33 protein-coding genes and 1 pseudogene are annotated in these 21,986 nt (G+C 64.4%); 26 read left to right on the plus strand and 8 right to left on the minus strand.

Translation table 11 applies throughout. The features are described 5' to 3' along the window. Window positions 1–150: 150 nt before the first annotated feature. The 22 genes from BG452_RS07990 to BG452_RS08090 all read left to right on the plus strand — a co-directional run bounded on the left by BG452_RS07990 (window position 151) and on the right by BG452_RS08090 (window position 13,444). Window positions 151–609: a hypothetical protein gene (locus BG452_RS07990; protein ID WP_188303488.1), complete on the plus strand. Its 459-nt coding sequence runs from the start codon at window positions 151–153 to the stop codon at window positions 607–609. A 288-nt stretch (window positions 610–897) separates the two neighbouring features. Further along, window positions 898–1,239 (plus strand): hypothetical protein, encoded by a 342-nt coding sequence (locus BG452_RS07995; protein WP_188303489.1) that lies wholly within the window; start codon window positions 898–900, stop codon window positions 1,237–1,239. Further along, the gene (locus tag BG452_RS08000) at window positions 1,236–2,030 is read left to right on the plus strand and encodes a RecB family exonuclease (RefSeq protein WP_188303490.1); all 795 of its coding nucleotides are present in this window, start codon (window positions 1,236–1,238) and stop codon (window positions 2,028–2,030) included. Before BG452_RS07995 ends, BG452_RS08000 begins: the two co-directional genes overlap by 4 nt. 51 nt (window positions 2,031–2,081) lie before the next feature. Continuing rightward, a complete protein-coding gene (locus BG452_RS08005) occupies window positions 2,082–2,906 on the plus strand; it encodes an AAA family ATPase (protein ID WP_188303491.1) in 825 nt (274 codons plus the stop codon). Between the two features lie 284 nt (window positions 2,907–3,190). Further along, window positions 3,191–3,586 (plus strand): CHC2 zinc finger domain-containing protein, encoded by a 396-nt coding sequence (locus BG452_RS48045; protein WP_223241907.1) that lies wholly within the window; start codon window positions 3,191–3,193, stop codon window positions 3,584–3,586. After that, window positions 3,468–4,058, plus strand: coding sequence for a toprim domain-containing protein (locus tag BG452_RS08010; RefSeq protein WP_411292899.1), 591 nt, complete (start codon window positions 3,468–3,470; stop codon window positions 4,056–4,058). Before BG452_RS48045 ends, BG452_RS08010 begins: the two co-directional genes overlap by 119 nt. Before the next feature lie 22 nt (window positions 4,059–4,080). Next, window positions 4,081–4,527: a DUF3310 domain-containing protein gene (locus BG452_RS47595; RefSeq protein WP_317620945.1), complete on the plus strand. Its 447-nt coding sequence runs from the start codon at window positions 4,081–4,083 to the stop codon at window positions 4,525–4,527. After that, window positions 4,524–5,285: a metallophosphoesterase gene (locus tag BG452_RS08020; RefSeq protein ID WP_188303493.1), complete on the plus strand. Its 762-nt coding sequence runs from the start codon at window positions 4,524–4,526 to the stop codon at window positions 5,283–5,285. Before BG452_RS47595 ends, BG452_RS08020 begins: the two co-directional genes overlap by 4 nt. Then, window positions 5,285–5,821 carry a hypothetical protein gene (locus BG452_RS08025; RefSeq protein ID WP_188303494.1) on the plus strand — a complete coding sequence of 179 codons (537 nt, stop codon included), beginning with the start codon at window positions 5,285–5,287 and terminating at the stop codon, window positions 5,819–5,821. The genes BG452_RS08020 and BG452_RS08025 overlap by 1 nt, the downstream gene beginning before the upstream one ends. Next, window positions 5,818–6,033: a hypothetical protein gene (locus BG452_RS08030; RefSeq protein WP_188303495.1), complete on the plus strand. Its 216-nt coding sequence runs from the start codon at window positions 5,818–5,820 to the stop codon at window positions 6,031–6,033. The genes BG452_RS08025 and BG452_RS08030 overlap by 4 nt, the downstream gene beginning before the upstream one ends. Window positions 6,034–6,042: 9 nt before the next feature. Next, window positions 6,043–8,070: a ribonucleoside-triphosphate reductase, adenosylcobalamin-dependent gene (gene nrdJ, locus BG452_RS08035; RefSeq protein WP_188303496.1), complete on the plus strand. Its 2,028-nt coding sequence runs from the start codon at window positions 6,043–6,045 to the stop codon at window positions 8,068–8,070. A 59-nt stretch (window positions 8,071–8,129) separates the two neighbouring features. Next, entirely contained in the window at window positions 8,130–8,651 is a 522-nt protein-coding gene (locus tag BG452_RS08040; protein ID WP_188303497.1) for a hypothetical protein, read from the plus strand. Between the two features lie 79 nt (window positions 8,652–8,730). Then, on the plus strand, window positions 8,731–9,006 hold the full coding sequence (locus tag BG452_RS08045) for a hypothetical protein (RefSeq protein WP_188303498.1): 276 nt from the start codon (window positions 8,731–8,733) through the stop codon (window positions 9,004–9,006). Then, window positions 8,999–9,196, plus strand: coding sequence for a hypothetical protein (locus BG452_RS08050; RefSeq protein WP_188303499.1), 198 nt, complete (start codon window positions 8,999–9,001; stop codon window positions 9,194–9,196). The genes BG452_RS08045 and BG452_RS08050 overlap by 8 nt, the downstream gene beginning before the upstream one ends. Before the next feature lie 123 nt (window positions 9,197–9,319). After that, window positions 9,320–9,460, plus strand: a complete 141-nt coding sequence (locus BG452_RS08055) for a hypothetical protein (RefSeq protein WP_188303500.1) — start codon at window positions 9,320–9,322, stop codon at window positions 9,458–9,460. 9 nt (window positions 9,461–9,469) lie between these two features. Continuing rightward, window positions 9,470–11,281 carry a DNA polymerase gene (locus BG452_RS08060; RefSeq protein WP_188303501.1) on the plus strand — a complete coding sequence of 604 codons (1,812 nt, stop codon included), beginning with the start codon at window positions 9,470–9,472 and terminating at the stop codon, window positions 11,279–11,281. Next, complete coding sequence (locus BG452_RS08065) at window positions 11,281–11,502, plus strand: hypothetical protein (protein ID WP_188303502.1); 222 nt, start codon at window positions 11,281–11,283, stop codon at window positions 11,500–11,502. The genes BG452_RS08060 and BG452_RS08065 overlap by 1 nt, the downstream gene beginning before the upstream one ends. Continuing rightward, complete coding sequence (locus BG452_RS08070; protein WP_188303503.1) at window positions 11,499–11,735, plus strand: hypothetical protein; 237 nt, start codon at window positions 11,499–11,501, stop codon at window positions 11,733–11,735. Before BG452_RS08065 ends, BG452_RS08070 begins: the two co-directional genes overlap by 4 nt. Continuing rightward, complete coding sequence (locus tag BG452_RS08075) at window positions 11,732–11,890, plus strand: hypothetical protein (RefSeq protein ID WP_188303504.1); 159 nt, start codon at window positions 11,732–11,734, stop codon at window positions 11,888–11,890. The genes BG452_RS08070 and BG452_RS08075 overlap by 4 nt, the downstream gene beginning before the upstream one ends. Further along, complete coding sequence (locus BG452_RS08080; protein ID WP_188303505.1) at window positions 11,883–12,449, plus strand: thymidine kinase; 567 nt, start codon at window positions 11,883–11,885, stop codon at window positions 12,447–12,449. The genes BG452_RS08075 and BG452_RS08080 overlap by 8 nt, the downstream gene beginning before the upstream one ends. A gap of 284 nt (window positions 12,450–12,733) precedes the next feature. Next, entirely contained in the window at window positions 12,734–13,060 is a 327-nt protein-coding gene (locus BG452_RS08085) for a transglycosylase SLT domain-containing protein (RefSeq protein ID WP_188303506.1), read from the plus strand. A 39-nt stretch (window positions 13,061–13,099) separates the two neighbouring features. Then, the gene (locus BG452_RS08090) at window positions 13,100–13,444 is read left to right on the plus strand and encodes a histone-like nucleoid-structuring protein Lsr2 (protein WP_188303507.1); all 345 of its coding nucleotides are present in this window, start codon (window positions 13,100–13,102) and stop codon (window positions 13,442–13,444) included. 65 nt (window positions 13,445–13,509) lie between these two features. Here BG452_RS08090 and BG452_RS08095 read toward each other — a convergent pair whose 3' ends face one another. Beyond that, complete coding sequence (locus tag BG452_RS08095) at window positions 13,510–13,848, minus strand: hypothetical protein (protein WP_188303508.1); 339 nt, start codon at window positions 13,846–13,848, stop codon at window positions 13,510–13,512. Window positions 13,849–14,207: 359 nt separating this feature from the next. Here BG452_RS08095 and sufD point away from each other — a divergent pair, with 359 nt between their 5' ends. Then, window positions 14,208–15,386: a Fe-S cluster assembly protein SufD gene (gene sufD, locus BG452_RS08100; protein ID WP_188303509.1), complete on the plus strand. Its 1,179-nt coding sequence runs from the start codon at window positions 14,208–14,210 to the stop codon at window positions 15,384–15,386. 8 nt (window positions 15,387–15,394) lie between these two features. Here sufD and BG452_RS08105 read toward each other — a convergent pair whose 3' ends face one another. The 7 genes from BG452_RS08105 to BG452_RS08135 form a co-directional block, all read right to left on the minus strand. Beyond that, entirely contained in the window at window positions 15,395–16,018 is a 624-nt protein-coding gene (locus BG452_RS08105) for a hypothetical protein (protein WP_188303510.1), read from the minus strand. A 167-nt stretch (window positions 16,019–16,185) separates the two neighbouring features. Next, the gene (locus BG452_RS08110) at window positions 16,186–16,713 is read right to left on the minus strand and encodes a hypothetical protein (RefSeq protein ID WP_188303511.1); all 528 of its coding nucleotides are present in this window, start codon (window positions 16,711–16,713) and stop codon (window positions 16,186–16,188) included. Window positions 16,714–16,717: 4 nt separating this feature from the next. Further along, window positions 16,718–16,945 (minus strand): hypothetical protein, encoded by a 228-nt coding sequence (locus BG452_RS08115; protein WP_188303512.1) that lies wholly within the window; start codon window positions 16,943–16,945, stop codon window positions 16,718–16,720. Between the two features lie 274 nt (window positions 16,946–17,219). After that, window positions 17,220–17,510 (minus strand): hypothetical protein, encoded by a 291-nt coding sequence (locus BG452_RS08120; protein ID WP_188303513.1) that lies wholly within the window; start codon window positions 17,508–17,510, stop codon window positions 17,220–17,222. Between the two features lie 56 nt (window positions 17,511–17,566). Further along, window positions 17,567–18,022, minus strand: a complete 456-nt coding sequence (locus BG452_RS08125; RefSeq protein ID WP_188303514.1) for an ATP-binding protein — start codon at window positions 18,020–18,022, stop codon at window positions 17,567–17,569. Continuing rightward, entirely contained in the window at window positions 18,019–18,492 is a 474-nt protein-coding gene (locus tag BG452_RS08130; RefSeq protein ID WP_188303515.1) for a hypothetical protein, read from the minus strand. Before BG452_RS08130 ends, BG452_RS08125 begins: the two co-directional genes overlap by 4 nt. A gap of 94 nt (window positions 18,493–18,586) precedes the next feature. Beyond that, window positions 18,587–19,105, minus strand: a complete 519-nt coding sequence (locus BG452_RS08135) for an ATP-binding protein (RefSeq protein ID WP_188303516.1) — start codon at window positions 19,103–19,105, stop codon at window positions 18,587–18,589. A gap of 256 nt (window positions 19,106–19,361) precedes the next feature. Here BG452_RS08135 and BG452_RS08140 point away from each other — a divergent pair, with 256 nt between their 5' ends. From BG452_RS08140 to BG452_RS08150, 3 genes and pseudogenes are all read left to right on the plus strand, one after another. Then, the gene (locus tag BG452_RS08140; RefSeq protein ID WP_188303517.1) at window positions 19,362–20,228 is read left to right on the plus strand and encodes a helix-turn-helix domain-containing protein; all 867 of its coding nucleotides are present in this window, start codon (window positions 19,362–19,364) and stop codon (window positions 20,226–20,228) included. Window position 20,229: 1 nt separating this feature from the next. After that, window positions 20,230–20,472, plus strand: a complete 243-nt coding sequence (locus tag BG452_RS08145; RefSeq protein ID WP_188303518.1) for a hypothetical protein — start codon at window positions 20,230–20,232, stop codon at window positions 20,470–20,472. 281 nt (window positions 20,473–20,753) lie between these two features. Beyond that, window positions 20,754–21,941: pseudogene (locus BG452_RS08150) on the plus strand (NCS1 family nucleobase:cation symporter-1); the annotation flags it as partial. Between the last annotated feature and the right edge of the window lie 45 nt (window positions 21,942–21,986).

Here is a 21,986-nt window from a genome sequence, read left to right on the forward strand (position 1 = left end):
CGCCGAAGTTGGAATCGTGATCCAGATCACGCCCAATCACTCATTGGCACATTGCTCTGCCTGCGTTGACTGGCGGACTTGGACTGATGCTGTGTGAGTGCTAGCTTGGGATGCAGTTAAGGATCAAGCGGAACGGAGCTCAAGCGCGTCATGACTGCACTCCCCGACGACCGTGAGCTGTTGAAGATGGCCCAGCGGGGCATGACTCACGAGGAGATCGGCAACCTCTACGGGGTCACCAAGCAGGCCGTGAACAAGCGGCTTCGCGCCATGGGGTACTCCAGTAAGCCCATAGCGAGAGCGCTGGTGGACCTGCTGCCGTGGGAGGTGGGCAAGGAGCACCGGAAGGCCCTGCCGTATGTGAACCTCCGCTACTGGATGCGCATGCAGCTGGGGGACGAGGAGGTGCCCGCGGTCCGCCAAAGAGACGGTCGCAACTACGCGTACCTCCTGGCGGTCAAGGAAGTGGTACTGGACTACGACGCGGCCACGGGCTGGGCCGAGGTGGCCAGGCAGCCGTCCGACGGTCGGCTCGCGATTCGGTGGCCGGCGGACGCCCCGGAGCCCTCCGAGACGGCACGAAAGGCCCTGGAGCTACCGGAAGCATGACTTGCCACAGCAGCACAGCTGACTCCCGCTGAACCCCTGACGAAAGTCGGGGGTTTTTTCATGCCTAAGGTCCGTCCGTTTCAGGACCTTGGTCCCGTTTGGGGGGTAGCCACTCCTATACGCCCCGCCCTATGCATTTGGCGCACTGAACCTGTGTGGCTCTCATCACTTCTTAACCAACCTTTTAGAGTTGGTTGACCTGCGGACGGCATGTAAGGTGATGAAGCCCTCGGTGACCGGGGGTTTAACAATCCCTCCCAGGAAACTCTCAGGAAGGTTTTGCGCAGCATGCTGGTGCCTCCAGAATTTCGGACGCTGTTTGCGAACGAGGAGCTGGTCACAGCCCTTACGAGGGAACCGGGATGGGGTCATGTGCAGACCCTGGCAGCGATCGGAATCGTGTTGATCATCAATAAATGCAGGAATGGAACTGAATGGGTCTTCATGTATGACCCCGAAGTGATGACCGATCAGGACGTAGAAGACATGCATGAGTTCGTTGACCGGATACCCCGCGGAGCTGAGCTGGTGCAGGTCGTTGAGTCAAGCCGGCCTCACCCGAAGATCCCAGGAAGCACAGGCTTCCTTGAGTTCTCCTACTTCGACTCCACCGTGATTGGAACCCGATGAGCAAGAAGCGGCGCAGCGTCTCCCAGCACAACCAGTACTTCGAGGGGTGTAGCTGGCGCTACAAGCTCCAGCGCATCGACCGCGTGGAGGCCAGGCCGGCGGCGTGGAGCCACCACGGGACGGCCTTCCATACGGCTGCGGAACACGTTGAGCTGGCCCGCTGGAAGGGGGACGGCCTCCTGGACCAGGGCGACGCCCAGGACCTCTTCAATGACGCCTACACCGAGGCGATCAACAAGAGCATGAAGGAGTGGCCCGAGCTGGACGACTGGCTTCGGGTTGGCGGGAGCACCGAGGAGGATATCGAGCGCAGGTACGAGCTCGGCATGCAGCAGGCGGCCGAGTACGTGACGCACTCCAACAGCCGACTGGAGCGCGTCTGGGAGACCCCGGAGGGAGTGCCGGCGATCGAGCTGCGGTTCGACGTGGAGTTCGCTGGCGTGCCCGTCGTCGGTTTCATCGACCTGGTCCTTGAAAGGCCTGACGGCTCGCTGATCGTGAGGGACAACAAGACCGGGTCGATGAAGAGCAAGTTCCAGCTCTTCGCCTACGGCAGTGCCCTCCGGCGGATGGTGCCCGGTGTGCAGGTGCACGCGGGGGACTGGTGGCTCGCGAAGGAGAACAGGCTGACGCGGCCGGTGAAGATGAGCATGCCTGATCAGGAGATTGAGGCGGCGTTCGTGGCCTTGGACGAGGGCGTGACGGCCGGGGAGTTCGTGCCGCAGCCTGGCTTCAACTGCCGATTCTGTGACGTGTCGCATAAGTGCGATTTTTTTTACCGCAAAAGTTGACTCGCGGAGCAAATCAATTGCATTGATCATCGAGAGGAAAGGTAGAATGAATTGATTTCGCTTTCTCAGGCCAAGCGGGTCAAGGGTGCGGCCGGCGAGCCGATACCGAGCCCGTTCAAGGGCCTGACGAAGATGGGCGTCGAGTTCCGGCGGGGTGAGTTCTCGATCGTCTGCGCCGGAGGCGGCACGGGCAAGAGCGTCTTCGCGGCCAATCTGAGCGTCCTGCCGAACATCCCGGCCCTCTACTTCTCGGCGGACAGCAATGCGGCCACCCAGCTCACCAGGGCAACGGCCCTGATCACCGGGGAGGATACCCAGACCCTCAAGCGGAAGCTGCGCGAGGACCAGTTCGATGACTACGACCGGGCTCTTGCGGACCGCTGGTGGCTCCGATACAACTTCGACGCCAGGCCGACGGCGGAGGATCTGGAGCTGCACCTAAAGAGCTATGTCGAAGTGTTCGGGATCGCGCCGCATTTGGTGATCATCGACAACATCACCAACGTGGATGGCGGGGCCGACAGCGCCGAGAGCTACACCTTCGGGCTGGAGGGTATGTGTGAGTACCTGAACGAGATGGCCCGGACGACGCACGCTCACGTCCTGGCGCTCCACCACGTCACCGGGGAGTTCAGTGACGGTCTCAAGCCAATCCCGCAATCCGGAGTGAAGGGCAAGATCTCCCGGGTTCCCTCGCTGATCCTGACCATCCACAAGGAGATCGACGGCATGGACTCCCGAGTCCTGCACATCTCCCCGGTCAAGAACAGGGAAGGGTTCGAGGACAGTAGCGGCGAGACCTTCGTCTCGTACGACTTCAACACCTCGACCATGCGGCTGACCGACGTCGATGCCAGCGATGTTTTTTTGCCCTAAAAGTTGACTGGCGGAGCAGGGAAAGGCATTCTGAAAGTGCAAGGAAACGAAATGACTCCGGAAGAGCTTCAGGCTCTGGACCCGGGGACTCCTCTGTGGAAGATCCCCGTCGAACTCCGGCTGGGCTTCATGGCCTACCGGCGTCGCTGCCGCTGGATCGGGGCGGACGATGCCCGCTAAGGAACTCGCCTTCAACTACCGGAGGTACCGGGGGGACAGGAATACCTTCCTCTCCCGGTTCCGCAGGTACGACTTCCCGGTCACGATCACCTACAAGGACGGCTATGGACCCGCAGGAACGGCCGAGCATCCTGAGTGTGTTCCGGCACTACTACCCGGAGACGGCGGTCAGCGAGAGCCGCGGAGGGTGGCAGAAGATCCTCTGCCCGGTCCATCCGGAGAGCAGGCCGTCAGCGTCACTGCACGGCGAGCGGAACAGATGGAGTTGTTTCGCGTGTGACATTCACGAGGACTCGTTGGACGTCATCATGAGGGAAGAGGAAGTAGGTTTCAGTGAGGCCCGAGGAATCGCGGCAGAGCGCCATGGTGCAGGCGGCCAAGGTGTACCACGCGGAGCTGGAGGACAGCCCGGCAGAACCGTATCTGGCAAGCCGGGGGCTGCTGGAGGTGGCCGGAAAGTTCGGCCTCGGATACGTCGCTTCCCCTCAGACTGGGCATGACCGGGCTGACGGCCGACTGGCGATTCCCTACTTCCGTCCGGCCGGCGGCATCCACCAGGTGGCCAGCCTGCGCTTCCGGGCCATCGGGAACGAAGACCCGAAGTACCTGAGCCTGCCGGGCGATCCGACCCGGATGTTCAACACCAAGGCGCTGATCACCGCTAGCCCCGTCGTGGCGATCTGCGAGGGTGAGATCGACGCCATGACAGCCGAACTCTGCGGCATACCGGCGGTCGGCATACCCGGTGTCGGCAGCTGGAAGCCCCACTTCGAGCCGCCGTTCATGGGCTACGAATCGGTACTCGTTCTGTCAGACGGAGACGGTCCAGGGCGCAAGTTCGCGGAGAAGCTTGCGGGCCAGCTCCCGAACATCAAGCACATAGACATGGGTGACGGTCTCGACGTGAACAGCTTCTACATGAAGTACGGGCGTGATGCCCTGCGGGAGAAGTGCGGTCTTTTTCATGCCTAAAAAGTTGACTGGCGGAGCAATGGTGAAGGTTGCTCTGAATCCCGAAGGTTTCGACAGTATTTTCAATGGCAAGGTGGGAAAGGTCGTTGCGATCAATGATCGGAAATACCGGCCCGTGGAAGTGCGATTCCCAGGCAGTACCGGGACCTACTGCTTCGATGTCGATGAACTCGAAGAGTTCCCGAAGCTGACCCGCGAGCAGGAGATCATGCGGTCCGCATTCCGTGACAAGCCGGAGCCCGTTCGGCCGGCCGAGCACGACGCCGTGAACCACCCGACGCACTACACGAGCCACCCGAGCGGCGTCGAGTGCATCCAGGTGACCGAGCACATGAACTTCGCCCTGGGCAACGCGACGAAGTACATCTGGCGCGCCGGCCTCAAGGGCACCGGCAAGGACATCGAGGACCTGCGGAAGGCCCTCTATTACATCAATCGTGAGATCCAGCGACGAGAGGCCATGCAGTGAAGAAGATCGTCGTCATCTCGGATCTCCAGATGCCGCTGGAGAACCGGCGGGCGAACAAGAACCTGATCCGCTTCATCGGCGAGTTCGCGCCGGACGAAGTGATCAACATCGGCGACATCACCGACTACACGGCGCCCTCGCGTTGGTCGTCCGGCCGGCGAGCCGAGTACGGCATGACGGTGAAGGAGGAGGCGGCCTACACGGTCCGCCATCACCTGGAGCCGGTCCGGGCCGTGTATGACGGGAAGTACACGCTGCTGGGCTCGAACCACGGCGAACGCCCCCACAAGTACCTGGTCGAGAAGTGCCCGGCCCTCTTCGACTACGACGAGTTCCAGGAACCGCAGCTCCTCTGCCTTGATGACCTTGGTGTCGACTTCGAGCCGGTGAAGTACGACTTCGCGCCTGGGTGGATGGCGGTTCACGGGCACGCCCGCGGAATCAGCCTGAGCCGGTCCGCCGGCGGTACCGCGATGAACGCCGCCAAGAAGTTCCAGAAGAGCGTCGTCATGGGGCACACGCACCGGGCCGGGATCGTCTCCGAGTCGGCCGGGATGGGTGCCCACCGAACGCTGACAGGCGTGGAGGTCGGCCACCTCATGGACGTCTCCCGCGCTGGCTACCTCGGGCCCGCGCGGCTCGCCAACTGGCAGAGCGCCTTCGGCCTGCTCTACGTCGCCGGGAGCCAGGTACAGGCGAACGTCGTCCCCGTCAGCCGCGCCGGCTCCTTCATCGTGGAAGGAGAGCTGTACAAGTGATGGACTGGGAGCTGGTCCAGGAGCTGGCCGCCGACATCGGCCGGGAGATCGCCCGGCGGTGGCCCGTCGTGGATGCCGACGACGTGAGCCAGGAGATCCTGACCCACGTCGTCGAGAACCAGGCCCGGCTGGTCGACCGAGAGCGGGGCTACCTGGCGACGGTCTTCCGCTCGATCGGCCAGCGCTACGCGAGTCGGGAGCGCGACTACCAGAACCTCGTGGATGACCAGTACTGGTACACCCCGAAGGAAGTCCGAGCCCTGGTCCGGTCGTTCGGGCTCGACAACGACCAGCTCGCCCAGGTGCTCGGCAAGAAGGACGACCTCCAGCACTGCCGCGTCACGGACAATCTGGTCCCCGCCCGGTGTGACGTCATGGAGGGGATGAAGTGCATCTCCCCGCGCTACCGGGAGGTGGTCTGGAACCACCTGGTGGACGACCAGGAAGTCACGGACTCGAAGCTGCTGACGAGGGCCGTCGACGCCCTCACCACGGCCATGAACCGCAACATCAGGAAGCAGGAGCAGACGGCGTGATCGAGACGGACCAGCACTACACCAGCGACGACGAGATGGTGGAGATCCGCGTCGTCCACGACGACAAGCCGGACTCCCTGACCTACATCCAGGTCCACAAGTCCTCTCCGGCGGAAAGCCTGGAGTTCACCGTCGATCCCAAGACCCGCGCGGCCTTGGTCGAGATGCTGACCACCGCGGCCTCGACCAACACCCTTTCCATCCGACTCTAGGAGAGTCCCATGTTCAAGACACAGACCGCCGAGACCGTGTTCCGGCGCACCTACTCCCGCGAGCTGCCGGACGGCACCTCGGAGACCTGGGACCAGACCGTGGAGCGGGTGGTGAACGGCAACCTGGCCCTGGTCCCCGAGCGCTACATCGAGGAAGGCGAGCGCGAAGCCCTGGTGCGCCTTCTGCTCGACTTCAAGGCGCTCCCGGCTGGCCGTCACCTCCGATCCTCCGGCGTGGCCGACTACGCGCTCAACAACTGCTGGGCGGCCCCGTGGGATACCGCCGACGTCGCCCGCCACTTCTCCTTCACAATGGCGCGCCTGGCAGAGGGCGGAGGCGTCGGCACCAACTACAGCAGCCGCTACCTGGAGGACATGCCGGCCGTCGCCGTGCCCACCGAGGTCCACATCGTGTGCGACCCCGAACACTCCGATCACGACGAGATGGAGGAGGCCGGCCTTCTCTCGGACGCCTACAGTCACAAGTGGGCAGGGGCCTTCCCCGTCGAGGACTCCCGGGAGGGTTGGGCCGATGCGCTGGCCGACCTGATCAAGACCGCGCACGACCTCAGGACGAAGCACGTGACCCGCGTCTACGACGTGAGTCGCATCCGGCGCAAGGGCGCCCCTCTCAAGAAGTTCGGAGGCACCGCGAGCGGCCCCCAGCCCTTCGCCCAGATGCTCCTGAATATCGGCCGGATCATCCAGAACACCCCTCCGCACCGCCGCCTGTCCGGCATCCAGTGCATGGAGATCGATCACGAGATCGCCCAGTGCATCGTCTCCGGCGGCGTCCGCCGGTCCGCGCGGATGAGCCTCATGCACTGGGAGGACCCGGAGATTGACGACTTCCTGAACTGCAAGCGGGACATGTCGAAGCACTGGACGACCAACATCTCGGTGGAGATCGACAGCCGTTTCGTCCGGGCCCTGGACGACTCGGTGAACGTCTTCGACCAGGAGGAGCAGGTCAAGGCCCGTCAGGTCTACCGGGCCCTGTGTGAGGGCATGCTGAGGGACGGGGAGCCGGGCTTCTGGAATTCCGATCTGAGCGCCGTTGGCGAGCCGGACGGGACCTTCACCGTGAACCCGTGCGCGGAGGCCCTGCTGACCCCTGCGGAGCCCTGCAACCTCGGTTCCATCAATCTGGGTGCGTTCGTTGACACCGACTCGGGCATCCAGTGGCCCGAGCTGGTGGAAGCGCACCGCCTGATGACCCGCTACCTGATCCGGGCCACGTTCGCCCCGGTGGCCGACGCGGAGTCCCAGCAGGCGATCGGCCGGATGCGTAGGATCGGGCTCGGCCACCTGGGCTTCGCCGACTACCTGGCCAAGCGCGGAATCGCCTACTCCAGCGCCCCGTTCAACCTGAATGTCATCGAGGACCTGGAGGAACTGGCTGAAGTCGTGGACCAGGCCGCGGTGGAGTATGCGCACGAGCTCCGCATCCCGGTGTCGGTGAAGAAGCGGGTCATCGCCCCGACCGGCACCATCAGCAAGCTGGCCGGCTCCTCCGGTGAGGCCGTGCACCCGATCTTCGGGCGCTACTTCCTTCGCCGCATCCGCTTCTCGAACGTCGACCCCCGTGAGGTCGCCCAGGTCGAGGAGTACAAGGCGAAGGGCTACCACACCGAGCCCTGCCTGTACGCCGCCAACACCACGGTGGTCACGATCCCCACCCGCGACCCGCTTGTGTCGGAGGTAGGGGAGGAGGGCGTCCAGGACGCCGGTGAACTCACCATCGAAAACATGCTGGACGTGCAGCGCCTCTATCAGCAGTCCTGGGCCGATCAGGCCGTGAGTTTCACGGCCAACATCGACCCCGACCGATACACCGTCGAAGACCTGATGCAGATCCTGAAGGGCTACCTCGGCGACCTGAAGGGAGCCACCATCTTCCCGGAGGTCTCCCGGGATCAGGCCCCGTACGAGCGCATCTCTCCCATGGAGTACGAGGCGCACGCGAAGCGCCTGGGTATCGAGGTCGAGGACACCGGCTATGACGAGATCTGCGCGTCGGGCGCCTGCCCGATTTAGCATGCCCTAAAAGTTGACTGGCGGAGTTAATCAACGTACAAACGGAAGTAGGAGGACAAGTGCTCGACTATGACGATCCGTTCGCGGATGTGAATCCCTGGGACGAGAAGCCCGCCCTGACCGAAAACCCCATTGCTGAGGAGAGGCCTATGACTACCCCTGCGACTGCCGACAACGAAGGATTCTGCGCGACCCTGAAGTTCGGTGCCGGATACGACGCCCCGTGGCTTGTCGTACGCGATGACTCGGCCGAGGGCCTGAAGCGCAAGATCGGTGAGGCCAAGCAGTCGGGCCTGCTGGAGGCGATGGGCAAGGCGAGCGCCTACGTCGTCACCCTCGCCCCTCCGAAGGCCGAGAAGCCGGCGGGCCAGCCGTCGTTCTCCGGTGGCCGGGTCCAGCAGGCGGGCAGCTCGGAGGGCGGCCACAAGGGTGACCTCACCTGTACTCACGGGAACCGGAGCCACGTCGCCAAGGGCACCTGGGAGGCGTACTTCTGCAACGCTGACGAGCGGGCCGGGGAGGAGAAGTGCCCGCCAGCCTTCCTGGACAAGAAGACGGGGAAGTTCACGGTGAAGCGCTGATTACTTCAATCTGCCCTAAAAGTTGACTTGCGGAGCGGAGGGCCCTTCGGGGCCCCCGCTCCCACCCCTGGGAGGCGCCATGAGTTGGACCTACATCCCCGGCGAAATGCTGAGGAACCCGAACCGAAAGCGCTCCGCCCGGCACTACGGCGTGGTGGTGAACAAGACCGACGCCGCGCACACCATCGGCCCGAAGGGAGAGCGGGCAATCCTCATCTCAGGCATTCACCTCAACGAGAACAGCAGCTCCGCCACCACACTGCACCTCAGCCGGGCTACGGCCATGACGCTCCGGGATCAGATCGGCGAGGCCCTGGGAGACCAGGCCTACGAGATGGAGCTGGACTGTGATTGACCTCGATGACGCCCTGGATGAAGCCCTGCGGGAAGCGGTCGTTGCTCAGATCGAGCAGAGCCAGCGCGCCTACGAGCGGATCGCCGAGGCCGCCGGGAAGGTGCGCTGGAAGGCGATCCGAGCCGGCCTCACCCGCAAGCAGGCCGGAATGCTGGTCGAGATGATGATCAGCGGGGAGATCAAGAGCTGATGTCGACCAGCATCTACGAATGCGAATGCGGGAATCAGCGCATGATCTGGGGGCCCTTCGAAGGCTTTACCGAGCGTGAGACCTGCCCCGGCTGCGGTGAAGAAATGGAAAGGGTCTCTGGCCATGTCGACGCTTAACAGCATTCTGGTCAGCTACTTCTGCGGTGAATGCCTGTACGAGTTCGCGGAGTCCTTCCCGCCGGACGCCGACCTGCCCGAGATCGAGCCTTGCCCCGCGTGCGAGGTGCCGAATATGAACGAGTGAGGCAAGGGTTTGAAGGTCATTGAGTACCGGATCAAGAACGATCCAGTCCGGATCAATGTGGTCGAAGACCCTTCAGATCTGGCGCAGTTCAAGAAGTTCATCGAGGCGAACCAGGACCTCTGCGCCTGGGACACCGAAACCACAGGTCTCAACTGGTGGGACGCGAAGGTCGGGACGTTCCGAATACGTCTAGCCCAGTTCGGCAACGGCTCCGAGTCGTTCGTCATCCCGGTCGAGAAGGAAGTCCCCGGCGACAACTACCGTACGGCGGTGCGGTGGGCCCTGCGGACCATCAAGCGACTGATCGCCCACAACGGCACGTACGACATGCATGTGGTCGAAGAGACCCTGGGCGTTCGCATGGAGGAGCTGGCCCCGAAGTCCTGGGACACGGTGCTGCTCGGGAAGCTGGTCGACTCCCGAGCCGTCAAGGAGGGCGGCCCGGGACACAAGCTCGAAGAGGCGACGAAGCACTACATCGATCCCGTGGTGGCCGAAGAGGTCAAGGGCTCCATGACGGCCATCGCCAAGGAACTGGGAGTCAAGAAGTCCGAGGTGTGGCCGGTCGTGCCGCTGGAGCACCACGGCTTCAACCTCTACGCCGGTATGGACCCGGTCTTGGCGTTCCGGCTCTACCGGACGCTGCGGCGCCTGGTCCCGGCCCGCTCGAAGAAGCGTGGGCTCATGAGCTGGGAACACCGGCTCGCCCATGTCTGCGCCAAGATCGAGCGCCAGGGCTACATCCTCGATGAGGCCTACACCCGCCGGGAGGCGGACAAGCTCATCTCCGAGGCCGAGCGCTGGTGCCGGGTCGCGGCGGAGCTGGGTGTTGACAGCGTCAACTCCACCGACCAGGTTGCCGAAGCGCTGATCGAGCGGGGGCACAAGCTCACCGAGAAGACGCCGACCGGCAAGTGGAAGGTGGACGACGCGATCCTGTCGTCGTTCCCGGCCGATCCGCTGGCCCAGGCCGTCATCAAGGCGAAGAAGTGCGGAAAGTGGGCCAAGACCTGGTTCCTGCGTTTCCTGGAGCAACGGGACAGCTCGAACCGCTGCCACGCTTCCATCAATACAGCAGGTGCCCGGACGTTCCGGATGTCCTGCACGGGTATCCCGGCCCAGACTCTCCCAGCCGGAGAGGCCTTCGTTCGGAATTGCTTCCTGGCGGAGCCGGGACACGTCACCGTGTCTATTGACTACGGGAACATGGAGCTCCGCGTCATGGCGGCCCTGTCGGGTGACCAGACGCTGTTGGAGGCGTTCCGGAACGACGCGGACCTTCACCAGATGACGGCGGACGCTGCGGGTGTGAGCCGCAAGGCGGGGAAGACCACGAACTTCTGCGTGGCCTTCGGCGGCGGCTGGCAGGCCGTCCACGAGCAGGCCGGCGTCAGCGTCGAAGAGGCCAAGAAGGCGGTCAAGGGCTTCTGGCGGACCTACCCCGGTGTACGGGTGCTCGCCGACCAGCTCCAGAAGGAAGCTCGGAGGAAGGGCTACATCTACACGGCCACCGGTCATCGCCTGATGGTCGACCGGGACCGTCCGTACGCCGCCCTCAACTATGCGATCCAAAGTGCCGCGAGGGACATCACCGCCAGGGCGGTCATCGAACTCGACCGTGCCGGCTTCACGCCCTGGGTCCGCTTGATCATCCATGACGAAATCGTCTTCTCGTTCCCGAAGGAACGAGCCGCGGAATTGGCCAAGCAGGCCGCAGAGATCATGCAGTTCACCATGAATGGCCTGCTGATCCCGACTGATGCAGACATAGCAGAAGGGCGCCCTTGGGGTGCCATCTACGACAAGGACACGAAGCACTGATGATTCTCTTCACCAGCCCGAGTTGCCAGCCGTGCAGCCGAGTCAAGCCCCTGGTTCTCGAAGCATTCCCCGGCACCGAAGTAGTCGACATCACCGCAGCCGGATCGCTGAAGAAGATGGGTCAGCACGACGTCTACGCCGTGCCGACACTCATCACCGACTCCGGTGTCGGCTACATCGGTGAGGCCATCGTCTCCAGCTTCCTCAAGGAGAAGAAGTGAGCCCTTCGACCCTCGGCCTGATCGCCGAACTCGTCTGCTTCGCATGGGGTGTTCTGGCCCTGCTTCTGGGCGTCATCGAGGCCAACGGACGCTTCGCGACCGTCCTGAACATCCTCGCCAACACGGCGATGGTCATTGTCGGCCTCCAGATGCACCTTGCCTTCCCGGTGGTGCAGGGGTGTTGGGTCCTGGTCTGGATCGTCAACGGAATCCGAGGGGAGCTGAAGAAGTGAAGAGCTACCGCTTCACCTGTGTCCTGAGCGACGTCGAAGGCCTGGGCGACAACCCCGAGCGATTCATCAATCTGGCACTCCGGTACGGGGACAAGCACCAGGACTACTTCCTGACCTGCATCGGCAACGTAGCCGAGGAAGACGAACATGCCTGAGCTGGTCGCCTATCTCGGCGTGATGGACGGCGGTAAGTCGACGCTGGCTCTCCAGCTCAACCACTCGCTCGGCGGCGACGGCGTGATGTTCACGAAGGGAGGCCGGGCCGGCGCGGGGATCATCTCTTCCCGTCTCGGCCTCCGGGCCAGAGCCATCGAGGTCACCGACCGGATGGATCTGTACGACCTCCTTGCAGTGCTGGCAGAGGTCACCGAACCGATCCCGTACGTGATCGCCGACGAGGCCCAGTTCTACACGCCGAAGCAGATTAACCACCTGGCGGACGCCGTAGACGGCCTGGGGCTCGACGTGTACGCCTTCGGCCTTCGGACCGACTTCCGCGGCCTCCTGTTCCCGGCCTCGAAGAGGCTCCTGGAGGTGGCTGACCGCGTGGAGGAGTTGCCGGTCAAGACGCTGTGCTGGTGCGGGCGGACGGCCACGCACACCGCCCGCGTCCGAGGCGGCGTGATGGTGCACTCGGGCGAGCTGGTTGAAGTCGGCGACATGGACACCTACCGAAGCCTGTGTCGGAGGCACCACAGGGCGGGGCTTGCATGAAGGAACGCCTGATACAGACCACGACGGTAGTGCTGGGAGGTGTCACACTTCTCGCCGCGTCCGTAATGCCGGCCGCAGCACCCAGCACGCAGGCCGAGGGCCCGGAAGAGGCCCTGCCCGAGCCTCCGGCGCCTTCCACTGCTCTACCAGACCCTTCACCGAGTTCTTCGGAGACTTCTCCGGTACCGCCTTCACCCCTGGTGCCGACACCTTCTGACCTACCAGCTCCTGAACCGCCGCAGAGGTCTTCGAAGCCCTCCTACTCAGACAATCTGAACGGATGGGTGGCCGAGGCCGTTGATGTGATGCACACCCGGGGCATACCCGGCTCCGCCAGCGCCATCAAGGTGGCCATCGAGCACGAGTCCGGGGGAGACCCGGACGCGACGAACTACGACGACTTGAATGCCAGGGCCTGGAACAACAGCAGGGGCCTGATGCAGGTCGTTCCCACCACGTTCCGGGCGTACCACGTTCCGGGAACGTCCTGGAACATCACTGACCCGGTAGCGAACATCTGTGCCGCCAGCGCGTACGCGGCAGACACCTACGGCTCCATTGACAACGTGGTGGCCACTCGATGTGGTGGAAAGTGTTGGAAGGGTTACTGAACTAGGATTAGCATTCAGGCACCACAGAAGGAGTCTGCAATGCCGATTGAAGTAGTTCAGCAGGTCAAGGTGAACGTTGACGGCGTCACCTACCGGGGGGAGCTCGGCGACAAGAAGGTGATTACCCAGCTTGAGACCAAGCTGACCGCCTACGAGAAGGCGAAGGCCGAACTGGACGAGTTCCTGTCCACGCATGCCATTCAGCGGGAGGCCGCAGCGGTGGCGACCGCCCCGGCGCCTAAGAGGAACAGCCGCTCGGCCGGCAAGTCGAGGCCCGACGCATCTGCCGTTCGAGCCTGGGCGAAGGGGAAGGGCATGGAGGTCAACGATCGCGGCGCCATCCCCAAGCACATCGTCGACTCCTACCTCAAGGAGAACGACTGAGGTACATACAGAGGGCCCCCTGCTGAGCCGGCAGGGGGCCCTCTGCTGTTGTTGGGGCCGAAGGTCTACTCCAACGTCGGCCCCGAACCCCCGTACATGAGTTCCATCCGGCGGATCTCTACCATCTTCTTCACCGGCATCTCGGCGAGGGCTGAGACCTCGAAGAGCAGTGCGGCCGAGAGGAGGGTCAGCGACCGCAGCAGCTCAGCCGCAGCCTGGTCCGGTGTCAGGTCGTACTGGTGTTGGAGTGCCATCAGCTCCGAGATCAGCTGATCCCTGGACAGCTGGTCCGCCACGGCTCGGGGGACTGTGGAGTCGGGAAGCATGACCTGGGAGACCGCTGCGAGATTCAATGCCGCCTTGTCGGCAGCGATTTGCGCGTGTAGGTCCGAGTTCTGGCTCATCGTTCGACGCTATCTGTGTGATGGTTCAACAGTTCAATCCGGCAATAATCCACATTTGGTTTTGGTTTGTATGCGAAAGATGCTTTTGTGGAGCGTTCCGAAGGGCCTCGGGGGAGTGGACGCCGGGCCACGCGTAGGCCTCCCGCACGGTCTGGGTGTCCGCGGAGAGCGCCCGGCCGTCGAGCCCGAAGTGGCTGCCCTCCTCTTTGGTCGGGGCTCGCTTGGGCGAGCCCGGCGATCGGACTGGTGCAGCGCCCCTTCATCGTGATGAGAAGCGCGCACTCCGCGATGACGACGGCGCATCGATCACATAAACCAACTGGCGTTCTGTAGGCCGCAGTTCGCTGTAGGCTGCCGGGATGAAGCTCCCCGACGAACGACACGAAGCGGCTGCTCACGGTGGTGGCGACGTTCTGACGTTGTCCGCTATCCACCGCTTCACTTCTCGCGATCTTGAGGCCTTTGAAATCCCGGCGGGCCGGGAGGAGGACTGGCGGTTCACCCCGCTGCACCGCCTGGGCGGGCTGCATGACGGGACCGCCGTACACCGCGACAACGGCCTCTACACCGGCCCCGCCGGCCAGGCCGAGAACGGAGTCGGCGTTCAGGTCCTCGCGGTTGGCGACTCTCGCATCGGCACTGCCATTGCCCCGGCCGACCGTGTGGCGGCCCAGGCATGGCGCAGCCATGCGCACGCGCTTCTGGTGACCGTCCCGCCGGATGCGGTGGTGGCTCAGCCCGTCATGGTCGGCGTCAACGGCCCCGGTGAGGGCAGTGCAGCATACGGGCACGTCACGATCCGCGCCGGCCGGTTCAGCAAGGCCACCGTCGTGTTGAGCTACTCCGGCTCGGGGACCTTCGCAGACAACGTCGAGCTGGTTGTAGAAGAGAGCGCCGACCTGGCGGTGGTGGTCCTCCACGAGTGGAACCCGGATGCCGTCCACGTCTCCGCGCACCACACCAGCCTCGGACATCACGCCAAGCTGAGGCTGACCACCGTCAGCCTTGGCGGCGCGGTCGTCCGCATCAGCCCCACCCTGACCTTCGGTGCGCCCGGAGCGGACGCGGAGCTGGCCGGCCTGGTCTTCTCGAAGGGCGGCCAGCACATCGAACACCGGCCCATCGCCGACCACGTTGCCCCGAGTTGCACGTCCAGGGTCAACTACAAGTGCGCCGTGCACGGCCGGGATTCGCGCAGCGTGTGGATCGGCAATGCCCTCATTCGTTCCGCGGCCCGGGGCACGGACACCTACGTGGCCAACAGGAACATCCTGCTGTCGCCGGGCGCCCGTGCCGATGCGGTCCCGAACCTTGAGATCGAGATCGGTGACATCGTCGGCGCCGGCCACGCAAGCGCGACCGGCCGCTTCGAGGATGACCAGCTGTTCTACCTGATGTCTCGTGGAATCGACGAGGACCAAGCGCGGCGCCTGGTCCTGCGCGGATTCTTCCGGGACATCATCACGAAGATCGGCATCCCCGAAGTTGAGGACCGGGTGCTGGGCGCGATCGAGAGTGAGCTGACTCAGTTGAGCTGACCGGTTGATCACCGGACGCTCCCCAGGACGACGTACGCCACGGCCGGGTAGCAGGACGCAAACGCCCACACGAAGCAGTTCAGACCCATCACCGCGGCGACAATCACGTGGAAGGCCAGGGCCACACCGATCAGCAGCGGAAGGAGCGGAGGCGGCGCCAGAAGCACCAGCGGGAATGCCGTCTCCGCACTGATCAGCGCCAGCGACAACCAGCGGCACAGCACAGGCCGCCCGGACAGCCAGCGAGCTGCCCAAGCGTTGCCCCAGGAGCGCGTGCGAAGCACGCCGAGGAGGCCCGTCCCGTCGCGCCACTCCGAGTGGAGCACCTTCGCGAACCCTGACGAGAAGTAGGCCAAGCACGCTTCAGCGACGATGAACCACAGGGCAATCCGTTGGGCGCCGAACGTCTGCGCCATCGCCAGCGCGCCGAAGACGAGAAGGAGGACCTGGTCGGAGCCCTCGCCTCCGTAGGGGGCTCGCAGGCCGCGCAGCGCGAGCGATACCGTCACCAGCCACAGCAGTAGGACCTGCCAGGCCCCAGTGGGGGCGGCCAGGACCAGCGCGGCGGCGGCCATCGATCGCACCGCCACGCCGATCAGGTCGCGCGGGTATCCCAACAGACCGTCGAACATGGCCCCAGTGCGCCCCGTCGAAGTCCAGCGCCGACGCAACCGCAGAACGCGCCAGCTGTTCCACGAACCGTCGCCGGTGCATCGAGGCCGAGCCAGGACCTCAAGAGAGGAGATGAGTACGCCGATTCCGGCGATGATCTCCGTGAGGCGGATTACGGAGGAGGGAATCACCGGGATTCTCCAAGGCGGTGGCGGCCGGATTTGAAGACCACGTCCGGGCGCTCGTCGCTGAGAACGCCATGCGAAATCGCCAGGACGAATTGAACCTCGCAGGCGTCTGGATCTTTCGACGCAATGGCGGTGACGTAGTTCAGAATCGCGAGGTACGGCAGGGAAACCTGCACGGCGCGTGGCCTCTTCACATCAAAGCGATGCGCGACGGACATCACGTCGGACAAGCCCTTGAAGACGCGTCGATCGGGATTCCAGACTACATGCCACCATCGGCGTTCCGGAGGGCCAGCCACTTGATGCCAGGGGCCGAACTCGCCGGATGATCCGGCGGTCCGCATGAGGAGGTGATAGTCATGCTGGACCGGTCGGGGCGCGAAGAATCGGTAATTCGGAATAATTCCGAAGATATCCCAGAGCCTCAACCGGTCCAGCAGTCGACCACCCCGCGGAACCGTCAACTGGCCGGCAGCCGACACGATGAACCACGCCGTCAGCACGACGGCCGTGATGACGGTCCCCACGGGATCAGGCCGCGATCAGCAGGGCCACACGCCGGACGCCCAGCAGGTCGTACAGGCCGGCGTCCTCGGGCGCCGACTCCACGAGGGTGACGGCGACCTGGTCGTCGTCGGTGACGACGCCGCCGGCCGAGAAGGTGGCGTTGCCCTGGGTGGTCACGTCCGGGGATCCGGCGAAGACGCCGCTGATCTCCGGGTCGGCCCCGATGACCGCCGAGATGTCGAACGAGGACATGCGTTCTCCTTTCCCGAGCTTCCTCCCAGCGACTGCCGGAAGGAATCTTCGAGATGATCACCCCGATGTGGGATGTCCCCTCGAAGCTGTCATTAACATAGCCGACATTGGAGATCCACTAAAGCGCTTGCGGCGGTACTATTTATCAGGAATTTCGTATTCCAGGATTTCTGAATTTGGGCATGGCGAAGCCCCCTATTTCGCAGCGAAATAGGGGTGGCTATGCCGGGCGGCCGAACATTCCGGCCGCCCGGCGAGGGGCTCGGTGCCTAATTCAGAGTCGCAGCTCCGAACGAAGCACTTCCGGTGCATCCTCGGTCGACTCCACAAGCGCCACCATGGCCATCTCGATAACCGAGACCAGTGCCGACTGCAACCCCTCCGTGGCGCTCCCCTTTCGGCCGGGGCGCATCTTGCGGAGCTTCAGCGTGTTCAGTGCCGCCTCCCCCATGCTCTCCTGCATGTAGAACAGCAAGAGGTTCATGAAGTCCGGTGCGTTGTTGGAGGCTTGCTTCAGCTGGGCGTGCCTGTCGCGCACGTGCTCCCAGAGGCGGTCCATCTCCATATACGAATACTCTTTCTCGCGGGACAGGGACGGGACAAGCCGTTTTCGATGGTCGGCTAGCGGGGTCGACGGCCGAGACGGAGTTCCGCCCACGTGGTCTTGCCACGGGCGTGCAGATCAATGCCCCAGCGCTGCGACAGGCGGTCCACGACGAGCAGCCCCCGGCCGCGCGGAGAGGCCCGCTCGGCGCACGTCGGCAAGCCGCCGTCCACGAAGACCGGCAGCGAGCAAGAACCGTCGCTGACCTCGATCCTGACCAGCGCCTCGCCCAGCCGTTCGGTCGAGAATCCGATCTTGCGGCGGCAGCCGGTCTGGATGGCGTTGGTCACCAGCTCGCTCGCCACCAGCACGGAGTTGTCGATCAGTTCGAACAGCTCCCAGTAGGCCAAGGCGGCGCCCACAAGCCGGCGGGACAACGCCGCGGCCTTGGGCGCGTAGGGGTACTCCGCGGTGAACTTCGTGAGCGGTTCGTCCAGCTCGACTTCCAGGGGCGGTTCAACGGTGACCGTCACGTATGCGCCTCCATCTGTCTAAGCCCGTTCAGGAACCGGACCGCGTCCTCGGTCGGTACCGGTTCCCTTCGCCCGTGGTCTTCGTGAAGCTCCTTGATCTGCTCGGCGGTGAAGTGCTCCCGGAGCGCCCGTCCAGGGGTCCGGCGCGTCAAGGGCTCCGCCCTCGCGGCCCGGCCGGCGTTCACGACCGAAGCGAGCCGAACCGCCCTGATCTGAGCCTCCAGCCCCACCAGCCTCGACCGACTGAGCCGTACCTCGATCACGGGGGGACACCCGCCAGGAGAGGCCGGCTGGATGCCACTGAAGGTCATTCGGATCGAGTGCTCAGGGCGATCGACGTTCACGTGTGAGGGCGGGATCGCCTCGACGGAGATCCGGCCCCGTCGCGGTGCGGGATCGATCTCGCCGTACGGCTGGGCGGCCCCGACCGAAGCAAGGAGGACCCTGCGGATCTTCTTCTCCAGCTTCACCAGCGTCGCGCGGGGAAGACGGAGTTCGATTGCGGGAATGTGGCCATCGAAGGGACCGGGGCCGGTCCCGCTCAGGGTCAGCAGGATGGGGAGCTCAGGCCGACCGAGCTGTTCCAGTCGAGACGGGGAGAGTTCTTCGATGGAGATCCGACCCCGGCGAAGGGGTGAGCTGTCCTGCGGGTAAGGCTGTATGGACATGCTGTCCGTGTCCGTCGGATTCATTGGGGGCTTCCTTGAGAACGGCGCAGACGATCTTGTAGTACTCGACCGGGTTGACGTCCCAGTGCCATCCCGCGGTCAGTTCCGTGACCAGGTCGAATCCCCGCCCACCGGTCTCGAATGCCTTGGCCGTGCGAGGCTGCGGAAGGTCGAGCGATCCGTCCATCACTTCGATCCAAGGGAGTCGCCCCCGGAGGCTCACGAAGGTCACCCGGTACGGCGTGCGGGCGTGCTTGCCGGCGTTCGTGGCCAGCTCGGAGGCGACCAGGACCGGGTCCTCGGGGTTGATCCCGATGGCCAGGCAGGACTCAGCGACGAGTTGCCGGACGCCACGAACCGAGGAGGGGTCAGGTTCGAAGCGTTTCGCTCGGATGAGGTGGACCAGGTCGCTCAAGTGAGCGTGATCGATCAAAGTTTGCACAGCTCCTCCACGGTTCGGCCGGAGGGAGCCGTGCGTCATGGGGGACGCACTACACTCCGCAGTTGGCGCGTTGCGGGTTGGTGCGGGATTGATAATCCTCGTACGAGGACTCGTACGCAAGCCCCTCGTGATGGCCCGTCAAAGTTCACTCCTGAGGAGCCCTGTTGACGCCGTGCGCGCTACCCTCATCCCAACGACCATCACTGCTGTACAAGGAGTAGGAAGCTTGGTGACGAAGCCGCAGACATCCCGCGCGATGGCGAACGTCGGCCGGCGGCTGAGGGCGCTTCGTCTGGAGGCGCGCCCGCGACCCACGCAGGCCGCAGTCGGCAAGGCCATTGGCAAGAGCCAAGACATGGTCTCCCTCTTCGAAAAGGGCGGCCAGCTTCCCACTGACGTACAGCTGCGGAAGATACTCGACCTCTACGAAGTGGATCAGGCGACTCGGCTTGACCTGATGGCGGAGATCAGGGAGGCCAGGGAGTCGGAGGCAGTTTGGTGGGCGGAGTACGTCGCGCATCTGCCACGCAGCTTGGTCAGGCTCATCGAGCTTGAGGACAGCGCATCCGAGATCCGTATCGCGACGGGCAGCCTGATCCCCTGGCCCTTCCAGACCTTGGACTACATGAAGGGCGTCGACGAGTTTGCCTCTCATGAGGTTGGGGCTGAACGCCTGGCCGTTCAGCATGAGGTAAGGGTGCGGCGGCAGGAGATCGTCACTCGGACCGATCGACCGGCGGCGGTCGATGTCCTCTTCTCCGAGGCTGCCATCCGTCCCCAGGTGGGAGGTCCGGAGGTGATGCGGCACCAGTTGGCGCGGATCATCGAGATGGCGGCGATGCCTAACGTTCGCCTGCGGGTTCTACCATTCTCGGCTGGAGCTGCGGCTGCAACGCAGCTCTTCCTCAACATCATGGATTTCGCCAACCCGAAGGACCCTGGTGTCGCGGCGATCGATACCGGGACGGGAGTGGTCTTCGCGGAGGACCCCAAGGAAGTGCGTGCTCGGCGTCGCATGTTTGACTACCTGGTGAGGAATGCGCTGGGTCCTGGGGACTCCGTAGATCTGATCGGCGCCGCAATCAAGGAACTGTGACATGGAAAAGCAAGATCTGTACGACGTGATTCCGCCCATCGAAGAGCGCTTCAAGTCTCCGCTGAGCCAGGCGAACGGTACATGCGCGACGTTCGCGCCGATCACAGGCGCGGACGGACAGCTCGCCGGGGTCTTCGTGGGAGACAGCATGAACCCTGAGATCCTCGGCGTCCGTCTCACCCCGGACGAGTTCATGGCCATGGCTGACGGTATGGACGCCATCCGTAAGCAGCTCGGTCTCTGACACCAGTTGCATGTACGAAACGCCCCGGAGCCCTCTGGCTCCGGGGCGTTCGTCGTCCTGGGCTTCCCGGTCAGCCCGGCTGACGGATCGCGGTATTGCTGGTTCTCGGCTTGCGGGGAGGCGTGACGTGGATCACCCTCTTGGCGGTCGCACTGGACCGTTCTCTCAGAACGACGAAGCTTCCTCGGGGTCATGGGTGGCGGGGGGCCGGAGGTGCTCGCGTCCAACTCGCCATGGTCGGGCGGCAGTTACTGCAACGCCGGACTCCTTGCTAAACCCTCGGCATCCAGACCTGGATCGGGGGCGAGGGGATCTTCCTGCTCGCAGGCCGGCTGCTCGGCGAATCCTGGAACACGGCACCGGAGTTCGGCGGGTACCCGTGGACGCAGTGGGCCTCCTTCCTGCTGTTCTGGCTGATCGAGATGGTCATCATCGCCCGGGGGATGGAGGCGCTGCGGCGCTTCGAGAACTGGGCGGCACCGTTCGTCATCGCCGGCGCGCTCGCGCTGCTGGTGTGGATCGGCGTCAAGGCGGGCGGGCTGGGGCCGTTGCTGGACCAGCCGTCGAAACTGGGCTGGGGCGGCGGGTTCTGGAAGGTCTTCTTCCCGTCGCTGATGGGGATGATCGGGTTCTGGTCCACGCTGGCCCTCAACATCCCGGACTTCACCCGCTTCGGCGGCAGCCAGCGGGCCCAGATCCGCGGCCAGGCGCTCGGCCTGCCGACCACGATGACGCTCTTCGCGCTGCTGTCGGTGCTGGTCACCTCGGGCTCCGCGGCGGTCTACGGCGAGCCGGTGTGGGACCCGATCAAGCTCGCCGCGAAGATGGAGAGCCCGGTCGCCCTGCTGTTCGCGCTGCTGACCGTCCTCGTCGCCACGCTGTCGGTGAACATCGCCGCCAACGTCGTCTCCCCGGCCTACGACTTGGCCAACCTGCTGCCCCGGTTCGTCAACTTCCGTACCGGGGCGCTGATCACGGGCGTGGTCGGGATGGCTCTCTTCCCGTGGCGGCTGACCGCCGACCCGCACGTCTACATCTACGTCTGGCTGGGCGTGGTCGGCGGACTGCTCGGGACGGTCGCCGGGGTGCTGATCGCGGACTACTGGGTGCTGCGCCGCACCCGGCTGCGGCTCGCCGAGCTCTATCGGCCGTCCGGGGCGTACTGGTACGCGGCCGGCTGGAACTGGCGGGCGGTCACTGCCCTGCTGGTCGGCGGCCTGCTGGCGATCGGGGGCTCGTACTCCACCGTCGACGGACACGGCGTGAAGCAGGGACCGTTCCCGGTGGACGGCGTGATCCCCTTCCTCAAGCCGCTCGCCGACTACGGCTGGGCGGTCGGCCTGATGTCGGCGGGGGTGGTGTACCTGGTGCTCAGTGTTCCCGGGCGGCGAGCGGCGGGCGGCGGGCGGGTAACGGATGGCAGCGGACAGAAGACGGCTGACAGAAAACAGCCAACAGAAAACAGCTGACAGATGACAGCTGACAGATTTCGAAATCTGTCAGCTGTCATCTGT

Source organism: Streptomyces sp. CBMA123 (assembly GCF_014596465.1).
Classification (GTDB): Bacteria; Actinomycetota; Actinomycetes; order Streptomycetales; family Streptomycetaceae; genus Kitasatospora.

Excerpts from the sequence above, each read along its gene's own strand:
- BG452_RS07990 (WP_188303488.1), top strand. The coding sequence starts at position 151 with ATGACTGCACTCCCCGACGACCGTGAGCTGTTGAAGATGGCCCAGCGG.
- BG452_RS07995 (WP_188303489.1), top strand. The coding sequence starts at position 898 with ATGCTGGTGCCTCCAGAATTTCGGACGCTGTTTGCGAACGAGGAGCTG.
- BG452_RS08000 (WP_188303490.1), top strand. The coding sequence starts at position 1,236 with ATGAGCAAGAAGCGGCGCAGCGTCTCCCAGCACAACCAGTACTTCGAG.
- BG452_RS48045 (WP_223241907.1), top strand. The coding sequence starts at position 3,191 with ATGGACCCGCAGGAACGGCCGAGCATCCTGAGTGTGTTCCGGCACTAC.
- BG452_RS08025 (WP_188303494.1), top strand. The coding sequence starts at position 5,285 with ATGGACTGGGAGCTGGTCCAGGAGCTGGCCGCCGACATCGGCCGGGAG.
- nrdJ (WP_188303496.1), top strand. The coding sequence starts at position 6,043 with ATGTTCAAGACACAGACCGCCGAGACCGTGTTCCGGCGCACCTACTCC.
- BG452_RS08045 (WP_188303498.1), top strand. The coding sequence starts at position 8,731 with ATGAGTTGGACCTACATCCCCGGCGAAATGCTGAGGAACCCGAACCGA.
- BG452_RS08055 (WP_188303500.1), top strand. The coding sequence starts at position 9,320 with ATGTCGACGCTTAACAGCATTCTGGTCAGCTACTTCTGCGGTGAATGC.
- BG452_RS08065 (WP_188303502.1), top strand. The coding sequence starts at position 11,281 with ATGATTCTCTTCACCAGCCCGAGTTGCCAGCCGTGCAGCCGAGTCAAG.
- BG452_RS08080 (WP_188303505.1), top strand. The coding sequence starts at position 11,883 with ATGCCTGAGCTGGTCGCCTATCTCGGCGTGATGGACGGCGGTAAGTCG.
- BG452_RS08090 (WP_188303507.1), top strand. The coding sequence starts at position 13,100 with ATGCCGATTGAAGTAGTTCAGCAGGTCAAGGTGAACGTTGACGGCGTC.
- BG452_RS08095 (WP_188303508.1), bottom strand. The coding sequence starts at position 13,848 with ATGAGCCAGAACTCGGACCTACACGCGCAAATCGCTGCCGACAAGGCG.
- sufD (WP_188303509.1), top strand. The coding sequence starts at position 14,208 with ATGAAGCTCCCCGACGAACGACACGAAGCGGCTGCTCACGGTGGTGGC.
- BG452_RS08105 (WP_188303510.1), bottom strand. The coding sequence starts at position 16,018 with ATGTTCGACGGTCTGTTGGGATACCCGCGCGACCTGATCGGCGTGGCG.
- BG452_RS08115 (WP_188303512.1), bottom strand. The coding sequence starts at position 16,945 with ATGTCCTCGTTCGACATCTCGGCGGTCATCGGGGCCGACCCGGAGATC.
- BG452_RS08120 (WP_188303513.1), bottom strand. The coding sequence starts at position 17,510 with ATGGAGATGGACCGCCTCTGGGAGCACGTGCGCGACAGGCACGCCCAG.
- BG452_RS08145 (WP_188303518.1), top strand. The coding sequence starts at position 20,230 with ATGGAAAAGCAAGATCTGTACGACGTGATTCCGCCCATCGAAGAGCGC.